Origin of the sequence: Hahella sp. HN01 (assembly GCF_018986435.1) — a bacterium.
In the GTDB taxonomy this organism is placed as follows: Bacteria; Pseudomonadota; Gammaproteobacteria; order Pseudomonadales; family Oleiphilaceae; genus Hahella.
In genome coordinates, this window is the sequence record NZ_JAHMIN010000008.1 from 15,500 (window position 1) to 38,950 (window position 23,451).

Below are 23,451 nucleotides of genomic sequence, written 5' to 3' on the forward strand. Positions count from 1 at the left end.
AATGCAAAACAGGCTTTATTTATCTTCACTTGCGCATCAAAAAATTTGTTCTACGAGTCCTTCCGCGAATCAAAAACTTCATAACGGAAATCGAAACCAGCCCCCAAAATGATTTCAGAAACTTGACTCAAAAAACCAACCCCAATAGAACTAGGATTATATTTACATATTAAGCTTATTACTATACCTCGCCCCTTAGCTCCTGGGTATTTCTCATATATTTCTCCAGACTCGATGAAAGCCAAATAACTATTAATTTTCTCTTGCAATAGGTATAGGTGTTCATCATCCTCCCATTCTAGATGGTCGGATATCGTCAGCACGACTTTTCCTGCATCTTTATCTACTGAAACCGCATCTACTACAATCGTTTGGCTTATGGTCATAACTATTACCTATTATGGTCCCCTGATGATATCTACTGGAGCTGGCGGAATCTGTGTACCTCCAAGATACCCTGGCTTGCCACCACCTACTACTTTTGCGCCAGATTGTTGAACTCAGGAAAGGCCGCTCTTTGGTTTTTAGTTAGCGAAGCCGTTAGCCGCTCGATAGTATTGGTTATAGGATCTAAGCTCAGCCTAATTCTGTACTAGAAGGCTAGTATTGACATATTACTTAACTGTTTCTAGATAGATGATATTCATACTTATAGCACAAACTCCAAAATTATAGTAAAGCCAACACTTAACTAGCCAAGAATCACTTTCTTTCCATTCTCGATCAGATAATTTTTATCCCATTCAGCTATGACAGAATCGGCCTTAAGCATTTCATCAAATATTATATTAGGTATATCTTTAAAAGGCTTACTTTTAAAAATAGAGAAAGATTTTTGATATCTATGACCATATTTTGTTCCATCGGGGATATCTACTTGCGCACCTGCGGAGAGCTCATAGGGTATTGTCTCATAAAATTTTTCGAATCTATCTCCATTTTCATCAAGCTCCATCCAGAGATCAATCCAGCGAACTATTTCACCTTCCTGTCTAACTCTGATCCTAGGATAACGACCTAAAGCCCTAGCATCCATAAATTCAAACCCTTTTAATGAACAAAATTTTTCGATCTCGGGGAGAACTCTTTTTAAGTGTTCACGTAAGCACTCAAACTGCTGTTCATTCATCAGCCACCTCCAATGGGCATAGCAGGTAAAATGTCTTCTGCTGGTACACGTTTTGGATTAACAAAATCGGACCCACCTCCCATATAGCGTTCTGTGCCTCCCACTGTAGAGGGCTTATTTGGAATAAATTGACCGTTATTCTTTATTGGAATCACTTTATTTGGTGTAGGTATACCAAGTTTTTGACCAGCTTCTATGGCATCATCATAGAGTTTATCCGTAACAGAAGTATCTCTCCACAACCCGTTAGAGAAAGCGGACTCTTCCGCTCTAGTGTAATGATACATCAAGTCATCGCTACTCTTAGCAACTGATTCAGCGGCTACCTCTGTCGCTTCTGATGCAGATTTTCCAGTAAGGCCTCGGAGTAACCCCCCAGAGGCTTTTCCTCCTGGGCCTAAACCTATACTTAATACTTTATCCAACAATGAAGTTGACGATGTCGCGCCTCCAGGCTCCGGAGCATTCGCATGTTCACTAAAGGTCAGAATTGATATTGCAGCAATGGCGGCAACAATTAAAGGGTGCCTACCATCTGGATCAACAAACTTGTATGGATTGTTATTTGCGTAAGCATAGCGGTTAAAGCTCATCAGGCTTCTTTCTGAGAACTCAACTGGGTCCGTAGATATAAACCGCTTCAATTCAGAGTCAAAGTAGCGAGCCCCCATATATGTAAGGCCAGAGCTCTGATCATATGGTTTACCAGTATATGAGAGCTTTTCTTTTAGGACCCCTTCTTCATTTACCTGCACTCCATAAGGCGTATAGCTCTTACGCCAAAGCAGCTTTCCTTCTTCATCCGAGGCCGCAACAACAGTTCCTTGAGCGTCTGTATGGTAGAAAGTGACTTTTCTCGCGGCAGAGGCTTGCCCAACACCAAGTAATGTAATTAATGCGATAAGAACAAGCCAAGCGGGACTATTTTTAGATGTATACTTTTGAATAAAGCAAAACAAAGCGGCAGCCATATGAAAAATCCTTATTTATGGGGCACGACGTCAGGACGTTAACAGGACCAATAAGCGTTCATTCACTTTACGGCGAAAAAAGACAAGAGGTGTCGCTTCCGTTGCCGCGAAATAATGAGATGCATATTTCCTTTAGAGTCAAAACTCGACAGTCAGGTTAGACCGTCAAGATTAACACTCTGTTACATATTGAACAAGACAGTACACTAGTCCATACCAGCTATTATTTTGCTGCTTATCTCGAATGCCAAATCCACTGTAGATTTGCCTTCCGATCATTCCCATACGTAGTATCGCTGCCTTTCGGCTGTAGCCTAGTTTCTCATGCTTACCTGCTCTGTATATTTTTAACAGGGTAAAATATTGATGTGTTCTGCAAGAAAAACGCCCCTTTGAAAGAGGCGTTATATCTAGAATTGGTGTGGAGCTTTCAGGAAAGATTAAGAGACTAACCAGCTTTCAACTTTTTCTTTGCCGAATTTCTCTTTCCACTCATTCAGCACTTTGTGGTTTCCGCCGCGAGTCTCAACCGTTTCCCCTGTTTTGGGATTCTTATATACTTTTAACGGACGAGTGCCGCGACGTTTGTCGGACGCCGACGCTTTAGAGGCCGCTTTCCCGCCACCGCCAAGCAGATTGACCACTTCATCCGGTGAGACTTCATATTTGGCCATCAAGTCTTCCAGCTTCTTCTTGAACTCCAGACTCTTCTTCAGGCCTTCATCATTTTCAAGCGCTTCAAGCTTCTTCTTGAGGGCTTCAATTTCAGCCAGAGTATTCGCATACGCATTTATTTTTTTCATTTTTTCCCCAAATTTTTATACGGTGAACTAACGGTTTAAAGTTAACTATCAAGCTCATCTATTACGAGTTGAATAATGAGTATAGCCCACTTAATTTCAGCAATATACCGCTGGGAATATCAAAATATATGCGATGGCCAAGTGCGGTTTGGGAGTATGAGCAACAAGTATTAAGAGACTCGTTGCTCTAAATTATTAAGCCTGTTCAGTTGCCGTCGCGGGCTTCTTTACAGGCGTCCTCATAGATAGAAATATTCCTGAAACCGTCACCAGCATAGCGACCAAAGCAAGCGCGTCCTGCTCTTCACCTAAAAATATCCAGGCCATAATACTTGCAGAAATAGGCGTGGACATCCCTATTATGTTGTGAAGGGTTGGGTTCAACTTCATAGATGATAGGTTGTTCAGCATATTTGGGACAAAGGTGGCGATAACGCCAAGTCCAAGTAGATAAGAAATATTAGGTGAGGTGATGGCGCCAGACGCGCTCTGGAGAAAAAGCGCGGGACTCAACAGAATGACGCCTAACAACAGTGTATTGTTATTAATATTGGCGGCATCTACGGAGCGCCCTTTTCCAACGCTCTCCCAAACAATGAACGAAAAGGCCGCCCTCAAAATAGCGGCGCTGAGCGCACAGACGCCACCCACTATAATCGCATCCGTACTGTACCCTTCTCCAGCATAGTCCTTGCCGTAGAAGTAAAGCATGAGTCCTATGAAGGCGATGACAAAGCCCAGTATCTCATTACGATGAAATTCACCTTTAATAAACAGTCGTAGTAAAAACGTGAATAAAGGAGCTAGCGCAATAAGCAGCGCCGCCACGGCGACTGGCGCGTAAAAGAATGAATAGGTCGCCAGTACATAATAGGCGGTCATCATCAAGGCTAATGCATACTCGCTGTATGAGCGTTGCTGGAGAGGCGTAAATTGAAACTTGGCTCTGCTTTGAACAAAGAGAAGCCCGAATAAGAAGGCGATGAGAAAACGCCCCCAGATAATGTACGGGACGCTCAAACCATCAATAAACTTAACGAAAATTCCTGTCGAGGCCCATAGGGTGGCGCAAAGAAAGCTGTAAAGCATCTACCTGTCCTTGTTAACGATGATTCCGTGATTTTGTTTATTCAGTGACTGAACAAACTTTTCATCTGCTTGAGTGGGGTAGGCGTCCATCATGCCTTATCACTGAGTCCTAGTGTTAATAAATTTGCTGTCGAATCGTCTTCGCTATCTCGGACGGCATATCCAGCCACTGTACCGGCGCTCCTTCCCAGTGAAACGCGGATTCCGCCATTTCTCGTATAAGGGAAACGTTTATCAGCGGTTTGCCGGAAGCGATGCTGGCGGCGGCCTGCCTCAGCAGCTCAATCTCCTTGCGACTTCCTTTTCGCTCGTGAAGGAAGCAAGCCAAGAGGACGCAGCGCTCCAGCCAGCTTTCTCGTTGCGGCTCCAGGCATTCAAGGATTAGCGCCTCACTTGTTGGGTGCTGGCCTGTCCATTCCGACCTTAACCAAGGTTGCGTCAGGCTACGCATGTCTTGCGCAAAGTCCCATTGATCCGCAGGCAGTTCTCCCGCATCCGTCAGCGTTTCAATGAGGTCGTCCATATTCATGGCGTCTGGCAGTGACCACTCCCCTTCAACATGGCTGATCAACCAAAGCAGTTCCGGCGCCGGTAGCGTTCCCGAATCGCGATTTTTCAGTAGGAAGTGGCGAATGATTTTTTGCAGGGTAAAAAGGGAGAGTTCGCCAAGGTGAAAATGGTGTTTGCCGCCCTCAATGTGATGTTCAAGCGACTCTAATTCCGGGAATACCAACACGCCGCCCTTAGTGACGCCAACGCCCTGTTGCAGGCGAGCGCTCCAGATCTTCCAGGCGTCTTCATGACGTAGCGCCAGGACGGCATAGAACGCCCCCTGAGAATCAAATGGGGAGACATAGACCCCTAGTATCTCCGCCTTGCTGGAAGGCGTCACAGCGCCGCCCACACGAAGGCGCTGCAATCCCTTCACCACCATGTCGGTAAGCTCTCTATCCTCCTCAGGCAGCCATTTACGCGCAGCCACTAACCGGGCTAGGTCCGTTTCATTGGCGAGAGCCTGACACTCCGGCGATAACCAAGCTTCAATGGCCCCCTGTCGGTTTTTCCTGATCGGGTCCATGGTCAGCAACGCCGCGCAGTCGCGCCAGGGCGTTTCGAGGCTTAACAGCGCTGGCACATAAAGCGCCGTTGCGCCTTCGGGCATTTGCGCTCCTAGATGGGTCAACACTTGCAGCAAATCCCACTCGGTTTTACAGCCATTAATCTCGACCAGCTCCAGGATGGCTCTCGCCATCGATTCGGTCGTGGGAGCGCCAATGAACGGCGGGCTGTCTTCAACTTCTTTCTCGTTAATTCGAAATATCACGTCTTCTCTGATTTCGAGTCTGGCGTAGGTGGCACATTGTATGATTCTTCGCAGCCTCATCGTGTCCACGCCAGCTTCCAACGCAAGCCATAGCTGCTCATCAACCCAAATGCTAATTTCCGCCAACCGGTTGGGGTTTGGACAGCGATCTGTCACCGCATTCATCACCGCCATAAGCGAGGCGAACGCCAAGTCGGCGATAACCTCGCTCTCATCCAGGCAATCCGTGGCGCAGATGACCGCCATCAGCGCTTGCAGCATGTCTTCTTCGTTGTCCGTCACCTGTTCCAGCGCGCGCAGCGTGATCATTAAGAGATCCCGTATTCCGCCTTTCTCGTGCTCGTTGGCGAAGGTTCTGAGCATGTCGCAAATAAAGTCCTGTCTGGAGTCTGTCACGAGGGCGGTCCAAAAGTGTGGGAGTGAAGGCGGAACCTTAATTAAGTCGGTGGAACCGTACAATACGGAGCCAAAAAAGTTTATTCGCGTCGCCAGCATATATGGCGATAGTTAACCATCTTTCCACCCTTTCATCTCTGTTAGGCAAGACCAACGCATTTCTTATAATATGCCTGCCCGGCGGAAAGTTGTTTCGCCATCTATCGTCATGCACCACAAGGAGAATGTAAGTGGCTTCCTACGTTAATAATAATCTTATCAATGGCGAGTATGTGATCTATGAGGGCAAGGTCAGCGTTTGGTCGCTATGGCCTCGAATAGTAATTGGTTTAATTTTGCTTGGCGTCTTTGGGTTAGGATTGTTGTTCTGGCTTTCCGCCGCCATTAGCTATCTAACGACAGAGTTGGTAATCACCAACAAGAGAATTATCGCCAAGTTTGGCTTCATCAGACGCAATACGATTGAGATGGCGGTGATTAAGGTCGAGAGCATCCAGGTCCATCAAAGCATATTGGGCCGATTGCTAAATTACGGCAGTATTATCGTTTCCGGCGCTGGCAATCCCAAAGCCCCAATTCCAGGCGTTTCCAAGCCGCTGCTGTTCAGAAAGGCGTTTTTTGAAATGCAGGAAACAAAGCAAGGCGAGCCATTAGAATCTCCTAGGCTTATTGCTTCCTAAAATCATAATTCTTGTTGGCGAGCCCGCACCTTGGCGCGAGTGTCATAGGCCTTTTGCAAAACATAACCTAGTTGCATTTGTAACTGTGGGTCGCTCGTTAGGTAGCGAATAACAAGATTGGCGGTTTCCGGCTTTTCCGCCAGAGCTTCAAGGCGGGACAACTGAAACTTAAGGTCTTCGATATTCAAGAATTTATTGAGTAAAGACGGTGACATGAACGGTCCTTTGTTGCGCAACATCAGCAAGCGGACACGGGGCAAGCGTAACCCTTCACCTGAAACATATAAGTCAGGCTTACAACGAGGTAAGTAGACGATGAGGGACAAAAAGCCGAGGTAAAGATCGATATCATTGCGATGGTCTATCCGGGACGCTGGGAACATTTTCCTTTTGCGCGAGAATATACTCCCGAATATTGGGAATCAATACCCAGATTTTCTAATTCCCTGTTACGACAGGAGAAAAGCAACACGTAAACTTCATCACCCAGTTACGAACAAGAGCAACGAATTACCGACTCAGGAAGACAGTTTAAGGACACATATGGATTTCTTTCATATTACGGATCAGCAGTTATACCAATCTCATTCCGGCGATTTCACTGATGACCTGGATTTCTATCTGAAGTTTTGCCAAGGGCATTCAACCCTAGAGTTATTCGCAGGATACGGGCGAGTCAGCAATCATTTAACCAGTCATGGCGTGGAGCTTGAGACGGTAGAGATCAGTCCCTTCTTCTCGGATCAAATACAACTGCCATCATCGAGGAAGCATGTCTGCGACGTCAGGACTTTCAGCAGCCCCAAGCGATTCAGTCGCCTGTTTGCCGCCTACAATTCATTTTGTCTATTCACCAATGATGTTGATTTGCGAGGATTGTTCCGGCTGATCGATCAACACCTGGAGCCGGGAGGACGCGCATCCCTAAACTACTATCATCCAGATTATTGGGGAGAGGCAGTGGAAGGCGACTTTGAACTAAATGGTCAGTGGGTGAATTATATTCCTGCGTTTGACTTGTCCAGACGTAATGAAAAGCAAGGCATTTGGACGGACATTTATTCCGTTGACGAGGGCGCACGTGAATGCTCGCTCTCCGTCAGAATCGTCGAGGACGAGCGAGACCTGCTCCCCTTTCTGGAAGGGCTTAATCTCACCCTCATACAACGTGTTGAGAATTTTAATAGAGACAACGTAGTTGAACCGGGATGGATAGATTTCATATTCGAAAAGTACTGACCTCCACGCTGCTGTTCGGCGTACTGATAGGTCATGCCAACGCCCGCCCCGTGAATATTCTCACGTGGTGGGGGTATCTCAATGCGCCAAGTTTGATGGATGAAATTGGGCGCGCCTGCGGCGCAGAGATTTCCTATGATGATTACTACACCAACCAAGAGTTTCTATCACGCCTGGACGGTGATCGCTATGACATCATTATTCACTCGGATGTGGTTTACGACTTCACCAAAGATATCGTCGCCCAAGCGCCACGGGTTAACCTGAGCCAAATCAGCGATCGCTATCACCCAGCTGTCAAGCAGCGCTTCATTGGGGATGGATATACCGAAAATACTGCGCTGTTCCAATTGTCCTTAACTGGTTTTTTGTGGAACCGAAACACTTTCAGTGTTGATGAATCGCAACAGATTGAAGATATATTTCAAGCCGCCAAAGGGAAACGCATCGTGGTGATTGACGATGCGATTGAAGTGGCGAATCTCGTCGCCAAGGCTCACAGTCCCAATGGCTTACGGCGAATAGAAACGCTGGTGGGCGACTCACAGTTCGTTATTACCAACAGCCTTGGAAAAATCTTTTCCGATGCGAGTTTCTCTTTCGCTTACACATGGAGCGGCGCGGCGCTGAGCAAGCTGCGCAACAATCCTCATTTGCGCTTCACTATACATCCCTCGTTATCGCACATCTCCCGCGATTTGATTACCGCACTTAGCGCTGACAAAGTAGCTGTGTGCGTGGCGAAAGCGCTCTCCAGCGAGTCTTTTCTCAATGGGTTGATGTTAACCACCAAATACTACTCGCCCTTTCTGAGCGTTAGGCCAGACGATATTGAGGACAAACTCTTTGCGCACGACTACACGCAGTTCTTACAGCACATTGATGCACTGCCCTGGCTCCAGCGTTATCCCACAGAGCAATATAACCAACTAGAGGAAGAATGGTTGATGATAAAACTGCAGTTGGGGCATACGCTTTGAAAAGAGAGAGGACGCTCAGCTCGGTTGAAAATGAGTTATCGCTTTCCGTGTTGCTGTTTGGCGCGTCGATTTCGGTTATCTCCATCGTCATCTATGCCTTTTTGTATTTCGAATACCGCGCCTCGGCGATAGATGACGCCCAAGAGGATTTGACCTCTTCTGTTCAGATCTATACCAACAACCTGCTTAACCGCATGGCTATCATCGCCAGCTCTTCAGAGTTTATTGAATTTGTGCGTTCTGGACCGATCACCCGAAGTCAACGTAATAAGCGTTTTATTGAGTTGATGACGCGTATCCCCAGGGACGACATCAGCGGCTTTCTGATTAAGAACCAAGGCGATGAAAAAATCTTTTCATTCGGGACCGCGACCAGCGATTACCTCTCAACGGAAATTTGTTATCTAGGCTATGTATTGAGTCCTGCCTTTGGGCAATGTGAAGCGACCGTCACCCTGTATTTAGACCGCAATAATGTCATTGATAAGATTAAGAGCATTAACTCAAACATCGCCCTGTGCGACCAGTGTGATGGCATTGATACGCTAAGCTATGACAGCGAATTTGGATTGATTGTCGAGTCCGCCGTAAATCTTCCCATAGAAATAAAGCCCAATTTCGATTGGCGCTTCTATCTGTTCGTCGTTATCACTTTCATTGCGCTCCTGATATTCGCCATCTGCTCCCGCGCGATGATCGCCAGTGTATTTCGCAGAGAAATCATCGCGCCCCTCACGTATCCCTTTAACCTGAGCAACGACCCGCGCAAGTTGCCGGTAAAGGAGATCCTAGATATCCGGGATGCGCGTAACCTGCTGCATCTGCAGAAACATATTGAAGACACTGAAAAGCGCAAAATCGCTAATGAAATTCATGATCTGCTTGGCGCTTCGTTAATGCGCTTACGTTGGGACGTAGAGATCGCCGCCGACGGTGCCGACACACAATCCGACGCTAACAGGCTTACTGCCATCCTGGAGCGAGTGGACGGGTTAATCTCCACCACGACCCACATCATCGAACGGCTCAGGCCTGAAATTCTCGATACGCTTGGCTTACAGGAAGCTATAAGGCGCACCATTGAAGAATGGCGAGAAAAGCTACCGACACGCCGCTATGAGGCGTATATCGACATTCCAGAAAATTTACCCGACGCCGTCAGCCACGCTCTATTTTGCATAGTTGAAGAAGCCTTGGTGAACGTCGCCAAGCACTCCCAAGCGACGGAAGTTAGCGTTAGCCTGGACGTGGACAAAACGGCTTCTCCACATTGCCTTCGCCTATGCATCAGGGATAATGGCGTTGGCGTACCTCCCGCAGGCGGTAGCGGCGGGCACGGTTTAACCTCCATGAAGGAGCGAGCGATAGCGCTAAGAGGCCAGTTCTGGATTGAGCAACAACCTGAAACAGGCGCCGCCATCCATGTACGCCTCCCCATACAATTACCTGAAATGATGGACCCTCAGACGATATTAACGCCATGACTAAGATAAACGTCTTTCTTGCTGACGATCACGATATCGTCATCAGCGGATTAAGGGATATGCTTTGCCAATATCCTCACATTGACGTCGTTGGGCACGCCTCAACTGAGGCGGATCTAATGGAGAACGCCAGCCGAGAGGATGTAAACGTGTTTGTTGTCGATCTTGGCTTCAAAGGGACCAAAGGGGATATCTCTCTTATCAGACGGTTGAAAGAGCGGAATGAGCACATTCGGGTTGTCATTTTTTCCATGCGAGAGAATATTCATACCATCTCCGGGTGCTACACCATGGGCGCGCAAGGCTATGTAAAAAAGAGCGCCAGCCTGAAACTGGTAGTAGAGGCGATAGAAACCGTTGCGCAAGGCGACGATTACTTCGCACCCGGCGTCTTGGAAAGCATCGGTATGAAAGCCGTGCGCGACCCATTGCGTAAACTGGATGACAGGGAAAAGCAGATTTTCCTAATGTTCGCTCAAGGCAGCGATATGACTGAAGTCGCCAGCGAGTTGAACCTGAGCGAAAAGCGGATCAACAATCTCATTACTGAGAAAATCAAACCCGTGCTTGGCGTCAGTCGAACAGGCTTCAGGGAATGCGCCATCAGGTTAGGGGTGATTGATGATATTGATGACTAGCGGAAGCCCTCTTTAAGAAGCTGCGTCGTCCGACAACACACCATGAAACTCTTTCAGATTCGCCAATTGAATGTTTTTCAGTCGCACATTACCAGATTGTAATGAAAATTTTTTGGTATGTGACATTTCAGGACATTGCGGGAAATTGAGTACTTTTTAGTTTCCTATATTTTCCATTTGTGCGACAAATAATCAAAAAATAGATCAAAAATCACTCTTTTTAGCCCTTCCTAGTACCTATAACCTTTTGTTTATATTGGTTTTTACTGAATTTGACTGATAGTATTCCAAGGCGTGACGAGTGGTCACGATTAATACTGTAGGAGTCCAATGAAGTATGGCAGAAATGATTTTCCGAATTAAAGAAACCACCAAGCTAACAGGCTTGTCTAGATCAACTATTTATGAACGCGTTGCCAACGGCAGCTTCCCGCCTCCGGTGCATTTAGGAGAAAGAGCAGTAGGTTGGTTTGAGTCATCCCTTGATGATTGGCAAGCCTCCCTAAAGGCTGGAGTACCTTACCAGCAATGGGTCAATCGCAAAGAAACACATCATTAAGGTTTGAGGGAAAGAAAGAGCATCACCCGTTACTGGCGCCAGAGAGGAGAGCTAATCGCTCTCTTCAATTGAACAGCCTAACTCGTGATCAGTCGAGGAATATGAGATGTCATACAAATTGAAACGCGCTAAAAATCGCCGCGATTCAGCGCCGTTTCTTAAGCTCCCCCTTCATATGTTGGCGCATGATAACTTCCGTTCATTATCATACCGGGCGAAGAGTTTACTTCTGGATGTAGCCAGCCAATTCAGAGGCCACAATAACGGCGATCTATGCGCCAGTTTAACCATAATGAAGTCCTATGGATGGACCAGCAGTGACCAGCTTCATAAAGCCCGCAAAGAGTTGGAAGAACGGGGTTGGCTGATTGAAACCCGCAAGGGAGCCAGACCCAACATTCCAACTCTCTATGCATTAGCTTGGCTCCCAATTAATGACTGTGGCGGCAAACTATTGAAGAAAGCAACGGATACAGCGCCAAACACATGGAAACAAGCGCCTCCGCCCAAAGTGCCCCGTAAAGCGCCATGCTCAACGGTGAAAAGATCAAAGTATAAGCCAGTTAATGCCATGCTGCTTGATGAAGATTAATCCTTCTATTAAATAGCAATGATCTTAAGACCGCTGCTGGCGGTCGTTCTTTCTTGTAGGCGTGCATCCTGATCTGACAGAACTTTCCCTTACACAACCACAATCCTCAGTAGCACCAGCAGGCTATATATTCACTCCTCCCCACGCCTGCGGGTTTTGCGAAATCTTTTTCGCCATGAAATTGAGAAACTGAGGGGAAGCTTTGAGCCCATGGAGTCGCAGGAAGTTTCAATTTTCATGAATTGAAGACCCCAGCAACATTTTGTAGGCAGCGCTAGCAGTCTGGAGAGATGGGATGAACATTCTTAGTGTAGATCCGCTATTAACTGTGCGGACTCTTTGTGGACACATTGACATTCTTTGATCAATTCTTGTTATCGGTCAATTTCATAACTATCTGTTTTTAAAGGTTTATATTTAAACATAATTCAAAAAAACACGCAGGGTAACCGGACTTTGACTCCAGCGAATATGATGGAGTTGAAATAACGATGAAGAAGGCGCGCGAGGAAGTAAAGATACAATCCTAAAATGCGGCAAGAGTTCCAAGACTTCATAAACAATATAACCTTAACAAGGTTAAGTGCGAGCCAAAGCTTCCATAGATAACTTTGATAAGACTGAGCTTGGTAGTAAAATTGAAAAATCTATTAGCTTTCATGACAGCATCTGTCATCTCTGCGAACCACTCTAAATTTAACAAAGTAATCGAGCATTGCCGCCCACTTTGAGGACGGCAGGCATTAGGAAATCTCAGCAATGGATTATTCTCCAATGATTAACCAGGCCTTCAAACTTTGGTGGCTCATTCCCATCTTCCTTTTCATCTCCGTGTTCAAGACTCCATGGTTGAAGGGCATTCTTGGGGAGATCCTGGTTAAATTTTCAGCACGGCTCCGGTTGCCGAAAGATACCTACCATCGTATCCATTACGTAACTCTGCCAACGCCAGATGGTACTACGCAGATCGACCACATATTTGTTTCCCAGTTTGGTATCTTTGTTGTGGAAACAAAGAATATGAAAGGCTGGATATTCGGCAATGAAAATCAGCCTCAGTGGACACAGAAGATCTTTAGGAATTCATTCAAATTTCAGAACCCACTTCGCCAAAACTACAAGCATGTAAAAGCATTAGAGGCGGTGCTCGATGTGCCACCTGACACGATTCATTCTGTAGTCGTCTTTGCTGGAGACAGTAAGTTCAAATCGCAGATGCCGCCAAATGTTACCAGTGGCGGAGGTTTCATTACATACATCAAGTCTTTTTCGGCGCCAGTTCTAAGCGAGACGCAAGTTCAGCGTGTAGTGGAACAAATTGCGTCTGGTCGTCTTGAACCCACGCGAGAAACTCACCGCCAACACATCCAGCAGATAAAAGCTCGTTCAAACATCTTAGCAGAACGAAAGTGTCCGAGATGTGGCAGCAACATGGTCTTGCGCAAAGCTAAACAGGGCGCAAATGCCGGTAGGCAGTTTTGGGGGTGTTCGGCATATCCCAAATGTAGAGCTGTGCAAAATGCCATCTAGCAAGTCAAAAGAGCAAGATGGCTTACACTCCGCTTCGCTCGGTTTCACTGCCACTTATGTAGGCGCTATGTGAACCCGAGTGGACTCAACTAATTACAGAAATTATCTCCCCACGGGTTTTGTTCCCAAAGCCTAGTTAGATTCCCACTTTGGCAATCGATGTAGACACAATGTGGGCAAATCTATTCAGCCTCTGGATTATTAGTCAGAGTTATGAAGCATTGAAAGCAGCTTAATGATGTGTATGATGGTTGTAGGCAGGACCAAATCATGCTTTTTTCAACACTGACAATTGCGCAAAATGAGAGCAATAACTCCAAGGCTAAATTTTTTAATTTCGCGGAATATATAAAGTCTTAGGGGTGCGGTGCTGGTCGCTCAGATATCAGAAATTTGACCTGCCCCGCACCGCTATGAAACTAGCTTTCTGGTTTTAGCAGCTAGGCCATCTAGCATTTGAGCTCTGAGCTCGTAGATAGACTCAAGCAGCTTTTCATACTTATCAGGATCATTCACAAACTCATCTACTGGCTCACGGAATACCAATCGATCAAGCTCACTCAAATTATCAAGCTCTTGTAACTTGTAAACAGAAGCATACATACTCATCTTTATATGCAAGTTATGGTAATTGTGAAACACTTCTGAAAAATGACTTTTCTGTCCCGCTCCGCCTCGCTTCTCTGAAACTTTAGCATTAATCAGATCTATACAGCTGGCGCAATATTCATTGCAAATCAAATATATTTCCTCTAGCTTTTTGGAAAATGCTTCTTTCCGTCCTCGCCGGCTGGCAAGTAGATGAGCCATCCACACTACTAGTAATGCAGTTACCGTTGACAAAAACCACGTCATTAGCTTTACCTTATCCGAAGAAGATTCAAATATTTCAACTAATCTACACATCAGCTACCCCTATATACCATCCTGATCTCTTACTTTTATATTTTTAATTTTCGTAGCATGTAGACTTTCAATGACCAAAAATCGATTAACATTAAGATATTGCTCACCTGAATACATAAAACCTGAATCTAGCGTATCCCACTGCTGTAGCCTATAACCAGAATATTCACATAGGTACTCAAAGTAAGCCCTTAAATACCTGTATGCCACAATAACGTGCACTGTCTCAGTTCCTGCTGTTAAAAATTGCTCATTACAGGATGGGGCAACCTCTAACACCACCTTAATGCTCTTCTGGAGCAGGAATGTCCGCAACTCAACAAGAAATAGGTCTTCCGCCAAATCGAATATTGATGCACTTGCTATCAAATATGTCTTAAGCGTCTCATCATCATTTTTGTATGAATTCTGAATCACGGTGCCCAGCATTTGCTTAAGGTTAACAATCCGCCAATTAACATCATGAAATCGCGTTTCATTCCTTAATGGCATTCCAGTCTCATGAGAACCTACAAAAAACCTTTTATGTAGTTTAGGGTTAACTTTAAATTTAGCTTTTAAATGCTTATGATATAAAACTTCATCAATCTGGGAAAAATATTGAAAAAGCTGATCTCTGTGTGCATAAAATTCTTCAGCGTTTTGCTTCCTCTTTAAAATTGAAATCTGTTCAGCTGTTTGCATTGTAGAGTGCAAACGAGTAACAAGTACGGACAGCGGTAGTGACAGAGATAGCACTGCTAATGGAAATGTACTTATTTCAGCGAACTTCAAGAACCCTTCTTTATTCACCGAAATAGAATACTCGCTCCAAATAATGCAACCTAGTACTAAAAAATATAATAGCGGCACCAGGATGCACAACCAAAGTATACCCTGTTGCGCTAACCCTTTCTCAGCATTCAACCCAAATACAGAAATTACCTTACTTGATAAACGCTCCCCCTCTCCATACTTAATGAACACTAACAAAAAAGGAATAAGAAATGGGGCGATAATTATTATTACCAATAGAAATATGCCATCCATGTTAGCGCCTTTGATCTTTAATTAATCAAAATCAAGAATAGCAAACGAAGCCCTAAAACTACAATTATTTACACGTTTTACTTCGATGGCAGGTAAGACATATACCCATCAAGTTTCTATCATGGTTTGACCCACCTTGGGCCAGATATGATCGACCTCAGTGGCCGCGCTCTAAACTTACGCCATTGCCAACCATAACCGCGTTGGGTGTCACTGCCCTTCTATAGTTGCCAGACTCCCCAGCGTGTCGCCTCTCGCTTGTCTGCGTGGCTCTCACAGTTTCGGGATTTATGCCGGGTAGTATTTTCCGTTTAAGTGATTTTGTCACACGTGTGATAGACACCCTGTTTCTGATGTTCCAGAGATAGAGTTCAGGTATTGGTTAAAGGTGGGTGGGAAGAATAATCTGTCTCGGCAACCCACTTCAGCTATTCTAAAGCCAGTTGATCTCGCCCTCTCGCTATACGAACTAAATTGGCAGTTTCTGCTTCAATTTATCCAGCAATCCGCTTTCCGCAAAGCTGAAGTATCTGCTTTCTCCAATAATGATGTGGTCGTAAAGCTGTATCCCTAGGGATGTGGTGTTAATTAATAAATTTGATGTGAACTGCTCATCGCCTGGGCTGGGCGTCGGATCGCCCGATGGGTGGTTATGAACAATTATCAAGCCATAGGGATTCAATGGAATGGCGCTTCTGAGAGCTTCCACTGGCCTCGCGTATACGGAAGCAACTGAACCGATAGCGACGACTTCAAAGCACAGTATTTTCAGCTTGCTATCAAGGCTGACTGTGATTAGCTTTTCTTTCGCCTCATTCTGTAGGTCAGAGAACAGCTCAAAAACTAAAGTCGGGTCCGTCAAAGGCACATTCACGGGAGCAGAAGACTTCACCCGCTTTTTCTTGTACCGGATATCAATCTCGCGGATATAGGTAGGCCGGTTATCTTTGTTTTCCGCCACGTTTTTCCGGCCTCCTTTTCTCAGTATCTTGGCTGTTTCTACACCGGGATATCTTCCGGCTAAGTATTTATAACTCATCAGGAAAGTATGGATTTAGTTTCAAGCAGACTACTATAACGGCGATAGCGGATAAGGGAAATGCAATTAAGCAGAGAGCTCCTGTGTAATGAGCAGAAAAGTTGAGGACAGGGGAGTAGAACAGACCAATCAATTTTTTCACTGGCTCTAAAAGTGTCCCAGATGTGTACCAAACTTCAATTAACCAGATTATGGACACAGCCTACAAACGCATAAATGATTGATATATTGAATAAATTTTACAAACAAGCAACACTATGCCATCCCCCAAACAGGTGAACGCGACAGAAAATACGTATCGAAAAACCTAAGCCGCGCCAGCAACTGACTGGGTTCGTTAAGGGTTGAAATGAGGATGAAAAAAATAACTTGCAAAAAGGGGGTTGCCTTCTGAAAAGGCAGCGTCTATATTTTTCAGACCTGATTTCCAGGTCAAAAAGCATTCAAGATTTCTGACAACAGTCGAATTTAAAGTACGAATTTAGCAAACACATGAAGCAAGCCCTGATTCTAGTCGTCAACCTTATTATCGTCGCGGTGGTCGTCGTACCTTCGCGGGGGTTGGCGTTTACGAGTCGGAACTAGCAAAGTAAGACTTCGAAAAACCCCCGCTTCGCAAGAACCGGGGGTTTTTTTATGGCCCCCGCAGCAAGCGGCCACTGACGGGAACAGAGGATATGAACGGCGCACAATGTATTATCGAGAAGTTGACGAAGCACTCCGTTGACACCATTTTCGGGTATCCAGGGGGCTGCATCATGCCCCTGTATGACGCGCTCCTCGACGCCGATGTCAAACATGTCCTCTGCCGTCACGAACAAGCCGCCGCCCTCGCCGCCGACGGCTACGCCCGCGCCTCGGGCCGACTCGGTGTTTGTCTGGCCACCTCCGGTCCCGGCGCCACCAACCTGATCACTGGCGTGGCTAACGCTTTCATGGACTCCATTCCCATGCTGGTTATCACCGGACAAGTGCCACGCGCCCTGATCGGCACAGACGCCTTCCAGGAAAGCGATATCCTGGGCATGACCTTAGGCGTAGTAAAACACTCATACCTGGTGGAAGACGCCAACGACCTGCCGCGCATCATGGACGAGGCCGTTGCGCTGGCCATGTCCGGCCGCCCCGGCCCGGTATGGCTGGATATCCCCAAAGACGTATTGCTGGAAGAGCTGGACTCAACGCCCGCACCGGCCTCCCTGGCCACAGAAAGCAGCGGAGGCGACCTGACGGATTGGGACAATCCGTTGGGACAAGCCCGTAAAATGATCAAGGCCGCAAAACGTCCGCTGATTTATAGCGGCGGCGGCGTCATGCTCGCAAAAGCAGTGACCAGCTACCGCCATTTCGCGGACGCCACCGGTATTCCGCAAGTGGTGACTTTGAAAGGCGTCGGCAACCCCGGCAAGCGCCATCCTCTTAATCTGGGCATGCTGGGCATGCATGGCTCCCGCGCCGCTAACGAGGCGGTGGAGCAATGCGACTTGCTCATCGTTATCGGCGCACGCTTTGATGACCGCGCGACAGGTAAACCCAGCGCCTTCGCCCCCAACGCGCGCATTATTCACATTGACTGCGACCACAGCGAAATAGGAAAAATCAAACGCGCCGACTGCGTACTCTTGGGCGACATGCGGGAAATTCTGCGCGGGCTGCGCCAGCCTCTGGAAATCGCGGAGTGGCGCGAGCAATGTATGGCGAGCAAGAGCCGTAACGGGTTCGCTTCCACTTCAAACGAGGATGATCCGGCGCCAATTCAGGGTCCTGACTTCATCGCCACCATGGACAAAGTAACGCCGCCTGAAGCCATCATAAGCTGCGACGTAGGGCAGCATCAGATGTGGGTGGCGCAGTATTTCGACTTCAATCACCCGCGCCAGCATCTGTCCAGCGGCGGACTCGGGACCATGGGATACGGCCTTCCCGCCGCCATGGGAGCGCAATTCGCAAAACCCGGCGCGCCGGTTATCAACGTGTCCGGCGACGGCTCTTTCATGATGAATATGCAGGAGCTCGCCACCATCCAGCGTTATGGCCTGCCGATTAAGCTCATCATTCTGGACAACCAGCGCCTGGGCATGGTGCGCCAGCAACAGGAGCTGTTCTACGCCGGCCGCTACAGCGAGGTGGATCTCTCTGATAACCCGGACTTCAGCGCCATCGCCAAAGCCTTTGGTATCCCCGCCATGACTATCAGCAAGCGCTGCCAGATGCGTCGCAGTATCGAAACGCTGCTCGCCTACCCTGGACCAATGTTGCTGCACGTACACATTGAAGAAGAAACCAACGTATGGCCGATCGTTAAACCCGGCGAAGCCAACGCCAATATGCTGGAGAACGCTCCGGCGACCACTATCGCCAATCAGCAAAAAGGAAGAGCCGCATGACCTCCCCACGACATCCGCAAACTATTTTTGAATGCCAAATATCCAGTCAGCCTGGCGCTCTCGAACGCGTTATGCGAGTGGTGCGCGTACGCGGATTTCAAGTGGAGGACCTGCGACTGCAGCGACTGGCGGATGTCTACGAGGCGCAACTGATCGTTTCCGGTTCGCGTCCACCGGAAACGCTGCTGCGACAATTGCAAAAGCTATTGGATGTGAAAACGCTAAAGGCGCTCAATCAACCCACTCAGGCCGCACCACCTGAATTGGCTTGCGCCTGAGCCGTCCCGGCAGGCGATGGGTGGAGTTTCCCGCTCCCCCATCGCCGCGGCGTCCCGCCGCTCCTTCCCTTATGAGCTTAATGCCCGCGATCGGCGATGTAGTCCGTGATCGCCGCGTAGAACTCCATTTCATCGAAGGTGTCAGGACCAACGCCAATGACGTCGATATGATCCTGATTCAGCACGTAAGCGAGAGACGTGGATTGCAATTCGCTGGGTCGGTTCAGGTCGCTGACATAGCCAAACGCCGGCTGCGCGTAGATGGAATCAAGCGATCCCCAATGCTCGTAATATTGCAACCGCTCCCCTTGTTGCTGGGAGTTGATGCCGACCAGGCCATCGTCGTCCCGTTGATTGGCGTCGCCATCACCCTGCCCGGCGGCGCCGTCGTTATTACAATCGTCCAGGCAATAGCCGTTGCCGTCGATATTGAACAGGCCTTCCGACACCAGCCATAACGCCGGGTTCACGTTCAGTCCGCTTTGCGCCGTCATCACCGACGCCGCATGTTCGATATAGGCGCCGCTGGCGGGATAGTTCTGGTTGAACGCCTTCATGCCAGTGGTGACGCCGTCGGCTTCATAATCGTCATACACCAGCTGCTTGGCGCCCGCCACCGCGTCGTTGCCTGCGGCGTAAACGACATTGCCGTAGAAATTGGCCAGCACTTCTACGATGGAGTCGCGGAAATTGTCGAGTATAAATTTGGCGACGGGAGACCCCCTGTGTGGAGAGGAAACGCTGACGTGCGTCTTCACTACCCGATAGCCTTTACGTTCGTATAGCACGCGCGCCGCCTTACGGCTGTCTACCCCACCTTGGGAATGAGACACCAGATTGACGTAACGATTACCAGTGGTGGCCATGTAGCTTTCGATGTTATCCGCGAGTTGCTTGCCGCGAACTTCGGAGCTATGGAAAGGCTGTACGGCGGAAACGTAGCTTTGTTGATTATCGTTGATGTCGCCGTTGCACGCGATTTCAAGGAATTTATCGCAGGGATCGAGCACATAAGTGCCGAAATCGTCGCCCCAGTAATCCAGTCCCAGGATATTGTTGAACCCGGCCATGCCGTGAGCGAAGACGATGGGGTACTTGGTTTTGTCTGCGTCCCGGGCCTGAGCGACCGGTGCGCAGACCAACGAAGCGCAAACAAGCGCCGCCGGAACGGCCTTGAGCATTGGTTTCATGTTTTCAGTCCTCATTTTGTTTTTGTTGTAACGAGGTAATACGACTCTTTTGATCGTAATTCGGTTTTTTATTTTTGTTCTACGCCGGCGCCGATGCAGGTTACGTGGAGGAACTCCGCTCAGCGACATTAGAGTAAATCATAATATGAAGCACAGTTCAGTTGTACCATCCCCCGAATGTGTGATGGCGCCGACAATTTTTCCCATTAAAACTTAACCCGCAATTGTTGCGGCGCCTTCAGGCTTGCATTCGCTCTGACTAAACAATAACAATCCCAGGCATGACAAAAATAACAAACGCTACTTCACGTCGAAGCGCACTCCTGATAAGCGGCTGCCTCGCTTTAACTCTGATATCCGCCGTCGTGTTTTGGCATGATCGACATTCCAGCGACGCCGCGACACAGCAAACATCGCCTGCGCCAACCTCTGCTTTGACGGCAGCGTCGCAATCCACGTCCACCGTTCAGACTGCAACGCCGTCCCAGGACGCCCTCGCCCAACGCAATCTGGAAGAAGAGGAACTGATTGGATATTTACAACGCACCTTCGGGGCGCATATCCAACATCCGAAAGTTCAGGTCCAGGTGCTGGAAAAGCTCATGCGTTTCGTACAAAGCCGCTATCCGGAAAGCTGGCGAGAACAACTGGCCATTCTGATCGGCGCCGCCTTTCCTGACCTGCAGGACGCGTTGATGCAGACCTTCGTCGCTCTGGAAACCTATACCGAGTGGATGAACACGGAACGCTATGCTCTGATGTCCCTGAGCGACGCGGAAAAGCGCACTCGCCTCTGGCAAAAACGTGAGGCGCTGTTTGGCGAACAAGCCTACGAGATCTGGAAAGATCAGTGGCAGGCCGAACAGTTTCAAGATCGCCTGGCCGACCTGGAACAGTCCTCCGCTCCTGTGGAAGAGAAAATTGCGCAATATAAACAACAAATCCTGGCCAGCTTCCCCGAAAAAGCCGAACACCTCATCAACAATAAGAAGCAGGAGTTGACCGATCGCTTTCTGAGTCTCTCCTCTGTGCAGGAACAATTGCGGACCATGCCCCCGGAACAGCGCTATTCGCAGCTACGCCATTTACGTGAAGAACTGGGAATGGATGAGGCGGCGCTGAGCCGTTGGGGGGATCTGGATAAAACCCGGGACGAACGGAGAGCGAACGGCGACGCCTATATGGCGCAACGGCAGGCGCTGACAGAGGGTGACGCGCAGAACGCCGCGCGTATTCAGGCGCTGCAGCAGAAATATTTTGGCGACGAAGCGGATATCATCGCCGCCGAAGAAGCCAGCGGTTACTTTCGTTTCGAGAGCTCACAACAATACGGAATCAATTGAGGGTCACCAATCAATCTGATTGGTTTTGCGGCCGACTTCCTTGGCTTTCTCCGACCATTCGATCCAGGCGTCGGATTCCTGCATCTGCTGTAGATAGGGGTCAATGTAAGGTTTGAGATAACGATACCCGTGCCCCCAGAAGTATTCTTCCGCCGCGACGCCAATCACCAGCATGAAGAAAATCAACCGTCCCCAGCGAATCGGCGGGCGATAGCGACGTTCTTTCTTGGCGACCTGAGACACATGCTTTTTGATCGCTTCCGTCTGCTTGGCCGCCGTTTGCGCACGCAGGTTTTTCAAGACCCCGCGAATATCCGCCATGGCCACTTCCAGCGAGGGATAGCGTTTATCCGGGCGTGTCTCCAACAGCCGAGTAATCAGCTCTTGCAGCCGGTTATGAAGCTCGGTAAATCTTTTACTGCGCACCAGACGTTGTCCGCGAATCACCGGTGGTTGTCCGGTCAGCGCGTGATAGCAGATAGCGCCCAGCGCGAACATGTCGCCGAGAATGCCCTTGGCGTCGGCATTTTCATACCAGTTCGGCTCGTCTGAATCAGTATAGTGCGCGCGCAAGCCGAAATCCGTGAGTTTGATGGAGCCCTCTTCATCCAGCAACAGGTTACTGGGACGCAAATTGCCATGCACAATCCGGTTGCGATGGGCGAACGCCAGCCCCTCCGCAATTTGCTCCGCCCACTCCACCACTTTCACCGCAGGCAGCGGGGCCAGCATTTGTTCGGCCATAGAGCCGCCAGGGAGATACTCCGTCACGATAACGTAACCCTTATCCCCCTTCGACACTGCAAGGATCTTGCAGATATTGGGATGACTGAGCCGCGCCAGCAGCTTGTGCTCCTTGATCCCCGGCGTGTCGGCGGGCAACTTCTTCATGATCAGCAGCTTCTGTTTGCCCTGATCTTCATATAAATAGACGGAGCTATGACGATCTTCCTTCAGCACGTCCAACAGGGAAAACTTGGACTCTATCGCCTCGCTGTTGGATAGCGCCCGCTCCTTCTGGGCCTTGCTGAGATGGCCGCCTTGCAGAATATGCAGCAACCCGTTTTTCACCTCGTCTGCGGAGGCCGGCCGCTCCGCCGGGTCTTTTTCCAGACAGCGCATGATCAGCGAGTTCAAGGCCGGCGCCATCTCCGGCTCAAATTTGCGCGGCGGAGGGATTTCTCCTTGCGGACAGACTCCTGTGAACAACTCATACATGAGGATGCCCAGCGCATAGATATCACTCTGCACTGAGGCGGCGTCCGCCGACTTGTGCTGTTCCGGCGCCATATAGGCGGACGTGCCCATAATGTTGCTGGTTTCAGTATGCAGGGTCTTTTGTTTGCTGGACGAGTCGTAGAAATGCGCGATGCCAAAATCCAGCACCCGCGCCTGCCAATCATTGTCAATGAGAATATTGGACGGCTTGATGTCGCGGTGGATCACGCCGTTCTTATGTGCGTACGCCAACGCCTTGCATAACTGCACCAGCACATCCATTTTGCGGGAAAAGTCGAGCTTTCCGCGGTTGATGGCGTCCTCAAGGGTCATGCCTTCCACATACTCCATGACGAAATAAGGGCGTCCCTTGCCGGTAACGCCCTTATCGATGACATGAATGATGTGGGGGTGATTCAGTTGCGCGATGATGAGAGATTCTTTTTCGAAGCGTTCCAGAATCTCAGGGTGATCTTTCAGGTTGGCGGACAGTATTTTGATGGCGACAGGACGTTGCAGCGACTCCTGCAGGGCTTTGTATACAGTCGCCATGCCGCCCTCGCCCAGCTTGCTGAGAACTTTGTATCCCTGCCACGCCATGTAGTTATCTTTTCCGAATTAGATGCATTAGTCCGTCGCCGAATCTC

The 23,451-nt window shown here is 48.5% G+C and carries 24 protein-coding genes; 11 read left to right on the plus strand and 13 right to left on the minus strand.

Annotation, left to right across the window (positions count from 1 at the left end):
- Positions 1–50 precede the first annotated feature (50 nt).
- The 6 genes from KP814_RS09530 to KP814_RS09555 all read right to left on the minus strand — a co-directional run bounded on the left by KP814_RS09530 (position 51) and on the right by KP814_RS09555 (position 5,712).
- Complete coding sequence (locus KP814_RS09530; protein WP_216736557.1) at positions 51–386, minus strand: DUF6572 domain-containing protein; 336 nt, start codon at positions 384–386, stop codon at positions 51–53.
- A 305-nt stretch (positions 387–691) separates the two neighbouring features.
- Complete coding sequence (locus KP814_RS09535; RefSeq protein ID WP_216736558.1) at positions 692–1,129, minus strand: hypothetical protein; 438 nt, start codon at positions 1,127–1,129, stop codon at positions 692–694.
- Positions 1,129–2,100 (minus strand): RHS repeat domain-containing protein, encoded by a 972-nt coding sequence (locus KP814_RS09540; RefSeq protein WP_216736559.1) that lies wholly within the window; start codon positions 2,098–2,100, stop codon positions 1,129–1,131. Before KP814_RS09540 ends, KP814_RS09535 begins: the two co-directional genes overlap by 1 nt.
- Positions 2,101–2,540: 440 nt before the next feature.
- Entirely contained in the window at positions 2,541–2,903 is a 363-nt protein-coding gene (locus KP814_RS09545) for a histone-like nucleoid-structuring protein, MvaT/MvaU family (RefSeq protein WP_216736560.1), read from the minus strand.
- Positions 2,904–3,098: 195 nt separating this feature from the next.
- Complete coding sequence (locus KP814_RS09550) at positions 3,099–3,992, minus strand: DMT family transporter (protein ID WP_216736561.1); 894 nt, start codon at positions 3,990–3,992, stop codon at positions 3,099–3,101.
- A gap of 115 nt (positions 3,993–4,107) precedes the next feature.
- On the minus strand, positions 4,108–5,712 hold the full coding sequence (locus tag KP814_RS09555) for a hypothetical protein (RefSeq protein WP_216736562.1): 1,605 nt from the start codon (positions 5,710–5,712) through the stop codon (positions 4,108–4,110).
- A gap of 230 nt (positions 5,713–5,942) precedes the next feature.
- Here KP814_RS09555 and KP814_RS32775 point away from each other — a divergent pair, with 230 nt between their 5' ends.
- Complete coding sequence (locus KP814_RS32775) at positions 5,943–6,392, plus strand: PH domain-containing protein (protein WP_216736563.1); 450 nt, start codon at positions 5,943–5,945, stop codon at positions 6,390–6,392.
- Positions 6,393–6,394: 2 nt separating this feature from the next.
- Here the strand turns inward: KP814_RS32775 and KP814_RS09565 are convergent, their stop codons facing one another.
- The gene (locus tag KP814_RS09565; protein ID WP_216736564.1) at positions 6,395–6,775 is read right to left on the minus strand and encodes a hypothetical protein; all 381 of its coding nucleotides are present in this window, start codon (positions 6,773–6,775) and stop codon (positions 6,395–6,397) included.
- Between the two features lie 160 nt (positions 6,776–6,935).
- On the opposite strand from KP814_RS09565, the gene KP814_RS09570 reads away from it, so the two are divergent.
- From KP814_RS09570 to KP814_RS09600, 7 genes are all read left to right on the plus strand, one after another.
- Positions 6,936–7,631: a hypothetical protein gene (locus KP814_RS09570; RefSeq protein WP_216736565.1), complete on the plus strand. Its 696-nt coding sequence runs from the start codon at positions 6,936–6,938 to the stop codon at positions 7,629–7,631.
- Positions 7,601–8,611, plus strand: a complete 1,011-nt coding sequence (locus KP814_RS09575) for a hypothetical protein (RefSeq protein ID WP_216736566.1) — start codon at positions 7,601–7,603, stop codon at positions 8,609–8,611. Before KP814_RS09570 ends, KP814_RS09575 begins: the two co-directional genes overlap by 31 nt.
- Positions 8,572–10,095: a sensor histidine kinase gene (locus tag KP814_RS09580; protein ID WP_216736567.1), complete on the plus strand. Its 1,524-nt coding sequence runs from the start codon at positions 8,572–8,574 to the stop codon at positions 10,093–10,095. Before KP814_RS09575 ends, KP814_RS09580 begins: the two co-directional genes overlap by 40 nt.
- Positions 10,092–10,733: a response regulator transcription factor gene (locus KP814_RS09585; RefSeq protein WP_216736568.1), complete on the plus strand. Its 642-nt coding sequence runs from the start codon at positions 10,092–10,094 to the stop codon at positions 10,731–10,733. Before KP814_RS09580 ends, KP814_RS09585 begins: the two co-directional genes overlap by 4 nt.
- Before the next feature lie 337 nt (positions 10,734–11,070).
- Positions 11,071–11,292 (plus strand): AlpA family transcriptional regulator, encoded by a 222-nt coding sequence (locus tag KP814_RS09590; protein WP_216736569.1) that lies wholly within the window; start codon positions 11,071–11,073, stop codon positions 11,290–11,292.
- Positions 11,293–11,398: 106 nt separating this feature from the next.
- Positions 11,399–11,884, plus strand: coding sequence for a hypothetical protein (locus KP814_RS09595; RefSeq protein ID WP_216736570.1), 486 nt, complete (start codon positions 11,399–11,401; stop codon positions 11,882–11,884).
- Between the two features lie 759 nt (positions 11,885–12,643).
- Complete coding sequence (locus KP814_RS09600) at positions 12,644–13,414, plus strand: nuclease-related domain-containing protein (RefSeq protein WP_216736571.1); 771 nt, start codon at positions 12,644–12,646, stop codon at positions 13,412–13,414.
- 411 nt (positions 13,415–13,825) lie between these two features.
- Here KP814_RS09600 and KP814_RS09605 read toward each other — a convergent pair whose 3' ends face one another.
- From KP814_RS09605 to KP814_RS09620, 4 genes are all read right to left on the minus strand, one after another.
- Positions 13,826–14,320 carry a hypothetical protein gene (locus KP814_RS09605; protein WP_216736572.1) on the minus strand — a complete coding sequence of 165 codons (495 nt, stop codon included), beginning with the start codon at positions 14,318–14,320 and terminating at the stop codon, positions 13,826–13,828.
- A 9-nt stretch (positions 14,321–14,329) separates the two neighbouring features.
- A complete protein-coding gene (locus KP814_RS09610) occupies positions 14,330–15,349 on the minus strand; it encodes a hypothetical protein (RefSeq protein ID WP_216736573.1) in 1,020 nt (339 codons plus the stop codon).
- Between the two features lie 64 nt (positions 15,350–15,413).
- Positions 15,414–15,461, minus strand: a complete 48-nt coding sequence (locus tag KP814_RS33370; protein ID WP_371824048.1) for a hypothetical protein — start codon at positions 15,459–15,461, stop codon at positions 15,414–15,416.
- 357 nt (positions 15,462–15,818) lie between these two features.
- A complete protein-coding gene (locus KP814_RS09620; protein WP_216736574.1) occupies positions 15,819–16,310 on the minus strand; it encodes a JAB domain-containing protein in 492 nt (163 codons plus the stop codon).
- Between the two features lie 755 nt (positions 16,311–17,065).
- On the opposite strand from KP814_RS09620, the gene ilvG reads away from it, so the two are divergent.
- Complete coding sequence (ilvG, locus tag KP814_RS09625) at positions 17,066–18,775, plus strand: acetolactate synthase 2 catalytic subunit (protein WP_216736575.1); 1,710 nt, start codon at positions 17,066–17,068, stop codon at positions 18,773–18,775.
- Positions 18,772–19,053, plus strand: coding sequence for an ACT domain-containing protein (locus KP814_RS09630; RefSeq protein ID WP_216736576.1), 282 nt, complete (start codon positions 18,772–18,774; stop codon positions 19,051–19,053). Before ilvG ends, KP814_RS09630 begins: the two co-directional genes overlap by 4 nt.
- Before the next feature lie 77 nt (positions 19,054–19,130).
- On the opposite strand, the gene KP814_RS09635 is transcribed toward KP814_RS09630, so the two are convergent.
- Positions 19,131–20,243, minus strand: coding sequence for a triacylglycerol lipase (locus KP814_RS09635; RefSeq protein ID WP_216736577.1), 1,113 nt, complete (start codon positions 20,241–20,243; stop codon positions 19,131–19,133).
- A gap of 365 nt (positions 20,244–20,608) precedes the next feature.
- Here KP814_RS09635 and KP814_RS09640 point away from each other — a divergent pair, with 365 nt between their 5' ends.
- The gene (locus tag KP814_RS09640; protein WP_216736578.1) at positions 20,609–21,586 is read left to right on the plus strand and encodes a hypothetical protein; all 978 of its coding nucleotides are present in this window, start codon (positions 20,609–20,611) and stop codon (positions 21,584–21,586) included.
- 3 nt (positions 21,587–21,589) lie between these two features.
- On the opposite strand, the gene KP814_RS09645 is transcribed toward KP814_RS09640, so the two are convergent.
- Positions 21,590–23,404 (minus strand): serine/threonine-protein kinase, encoded by a 1,815-nt coding sequence (locus KP814_RS09645; RefSeq protein WP_216736579.1) that lies wholly within the window; start codon positions 23,402–23,404, stop codon positions 21,590–21,592.
- Positions 23,405–23,451 lie beyond the last annotated feature (47 nt).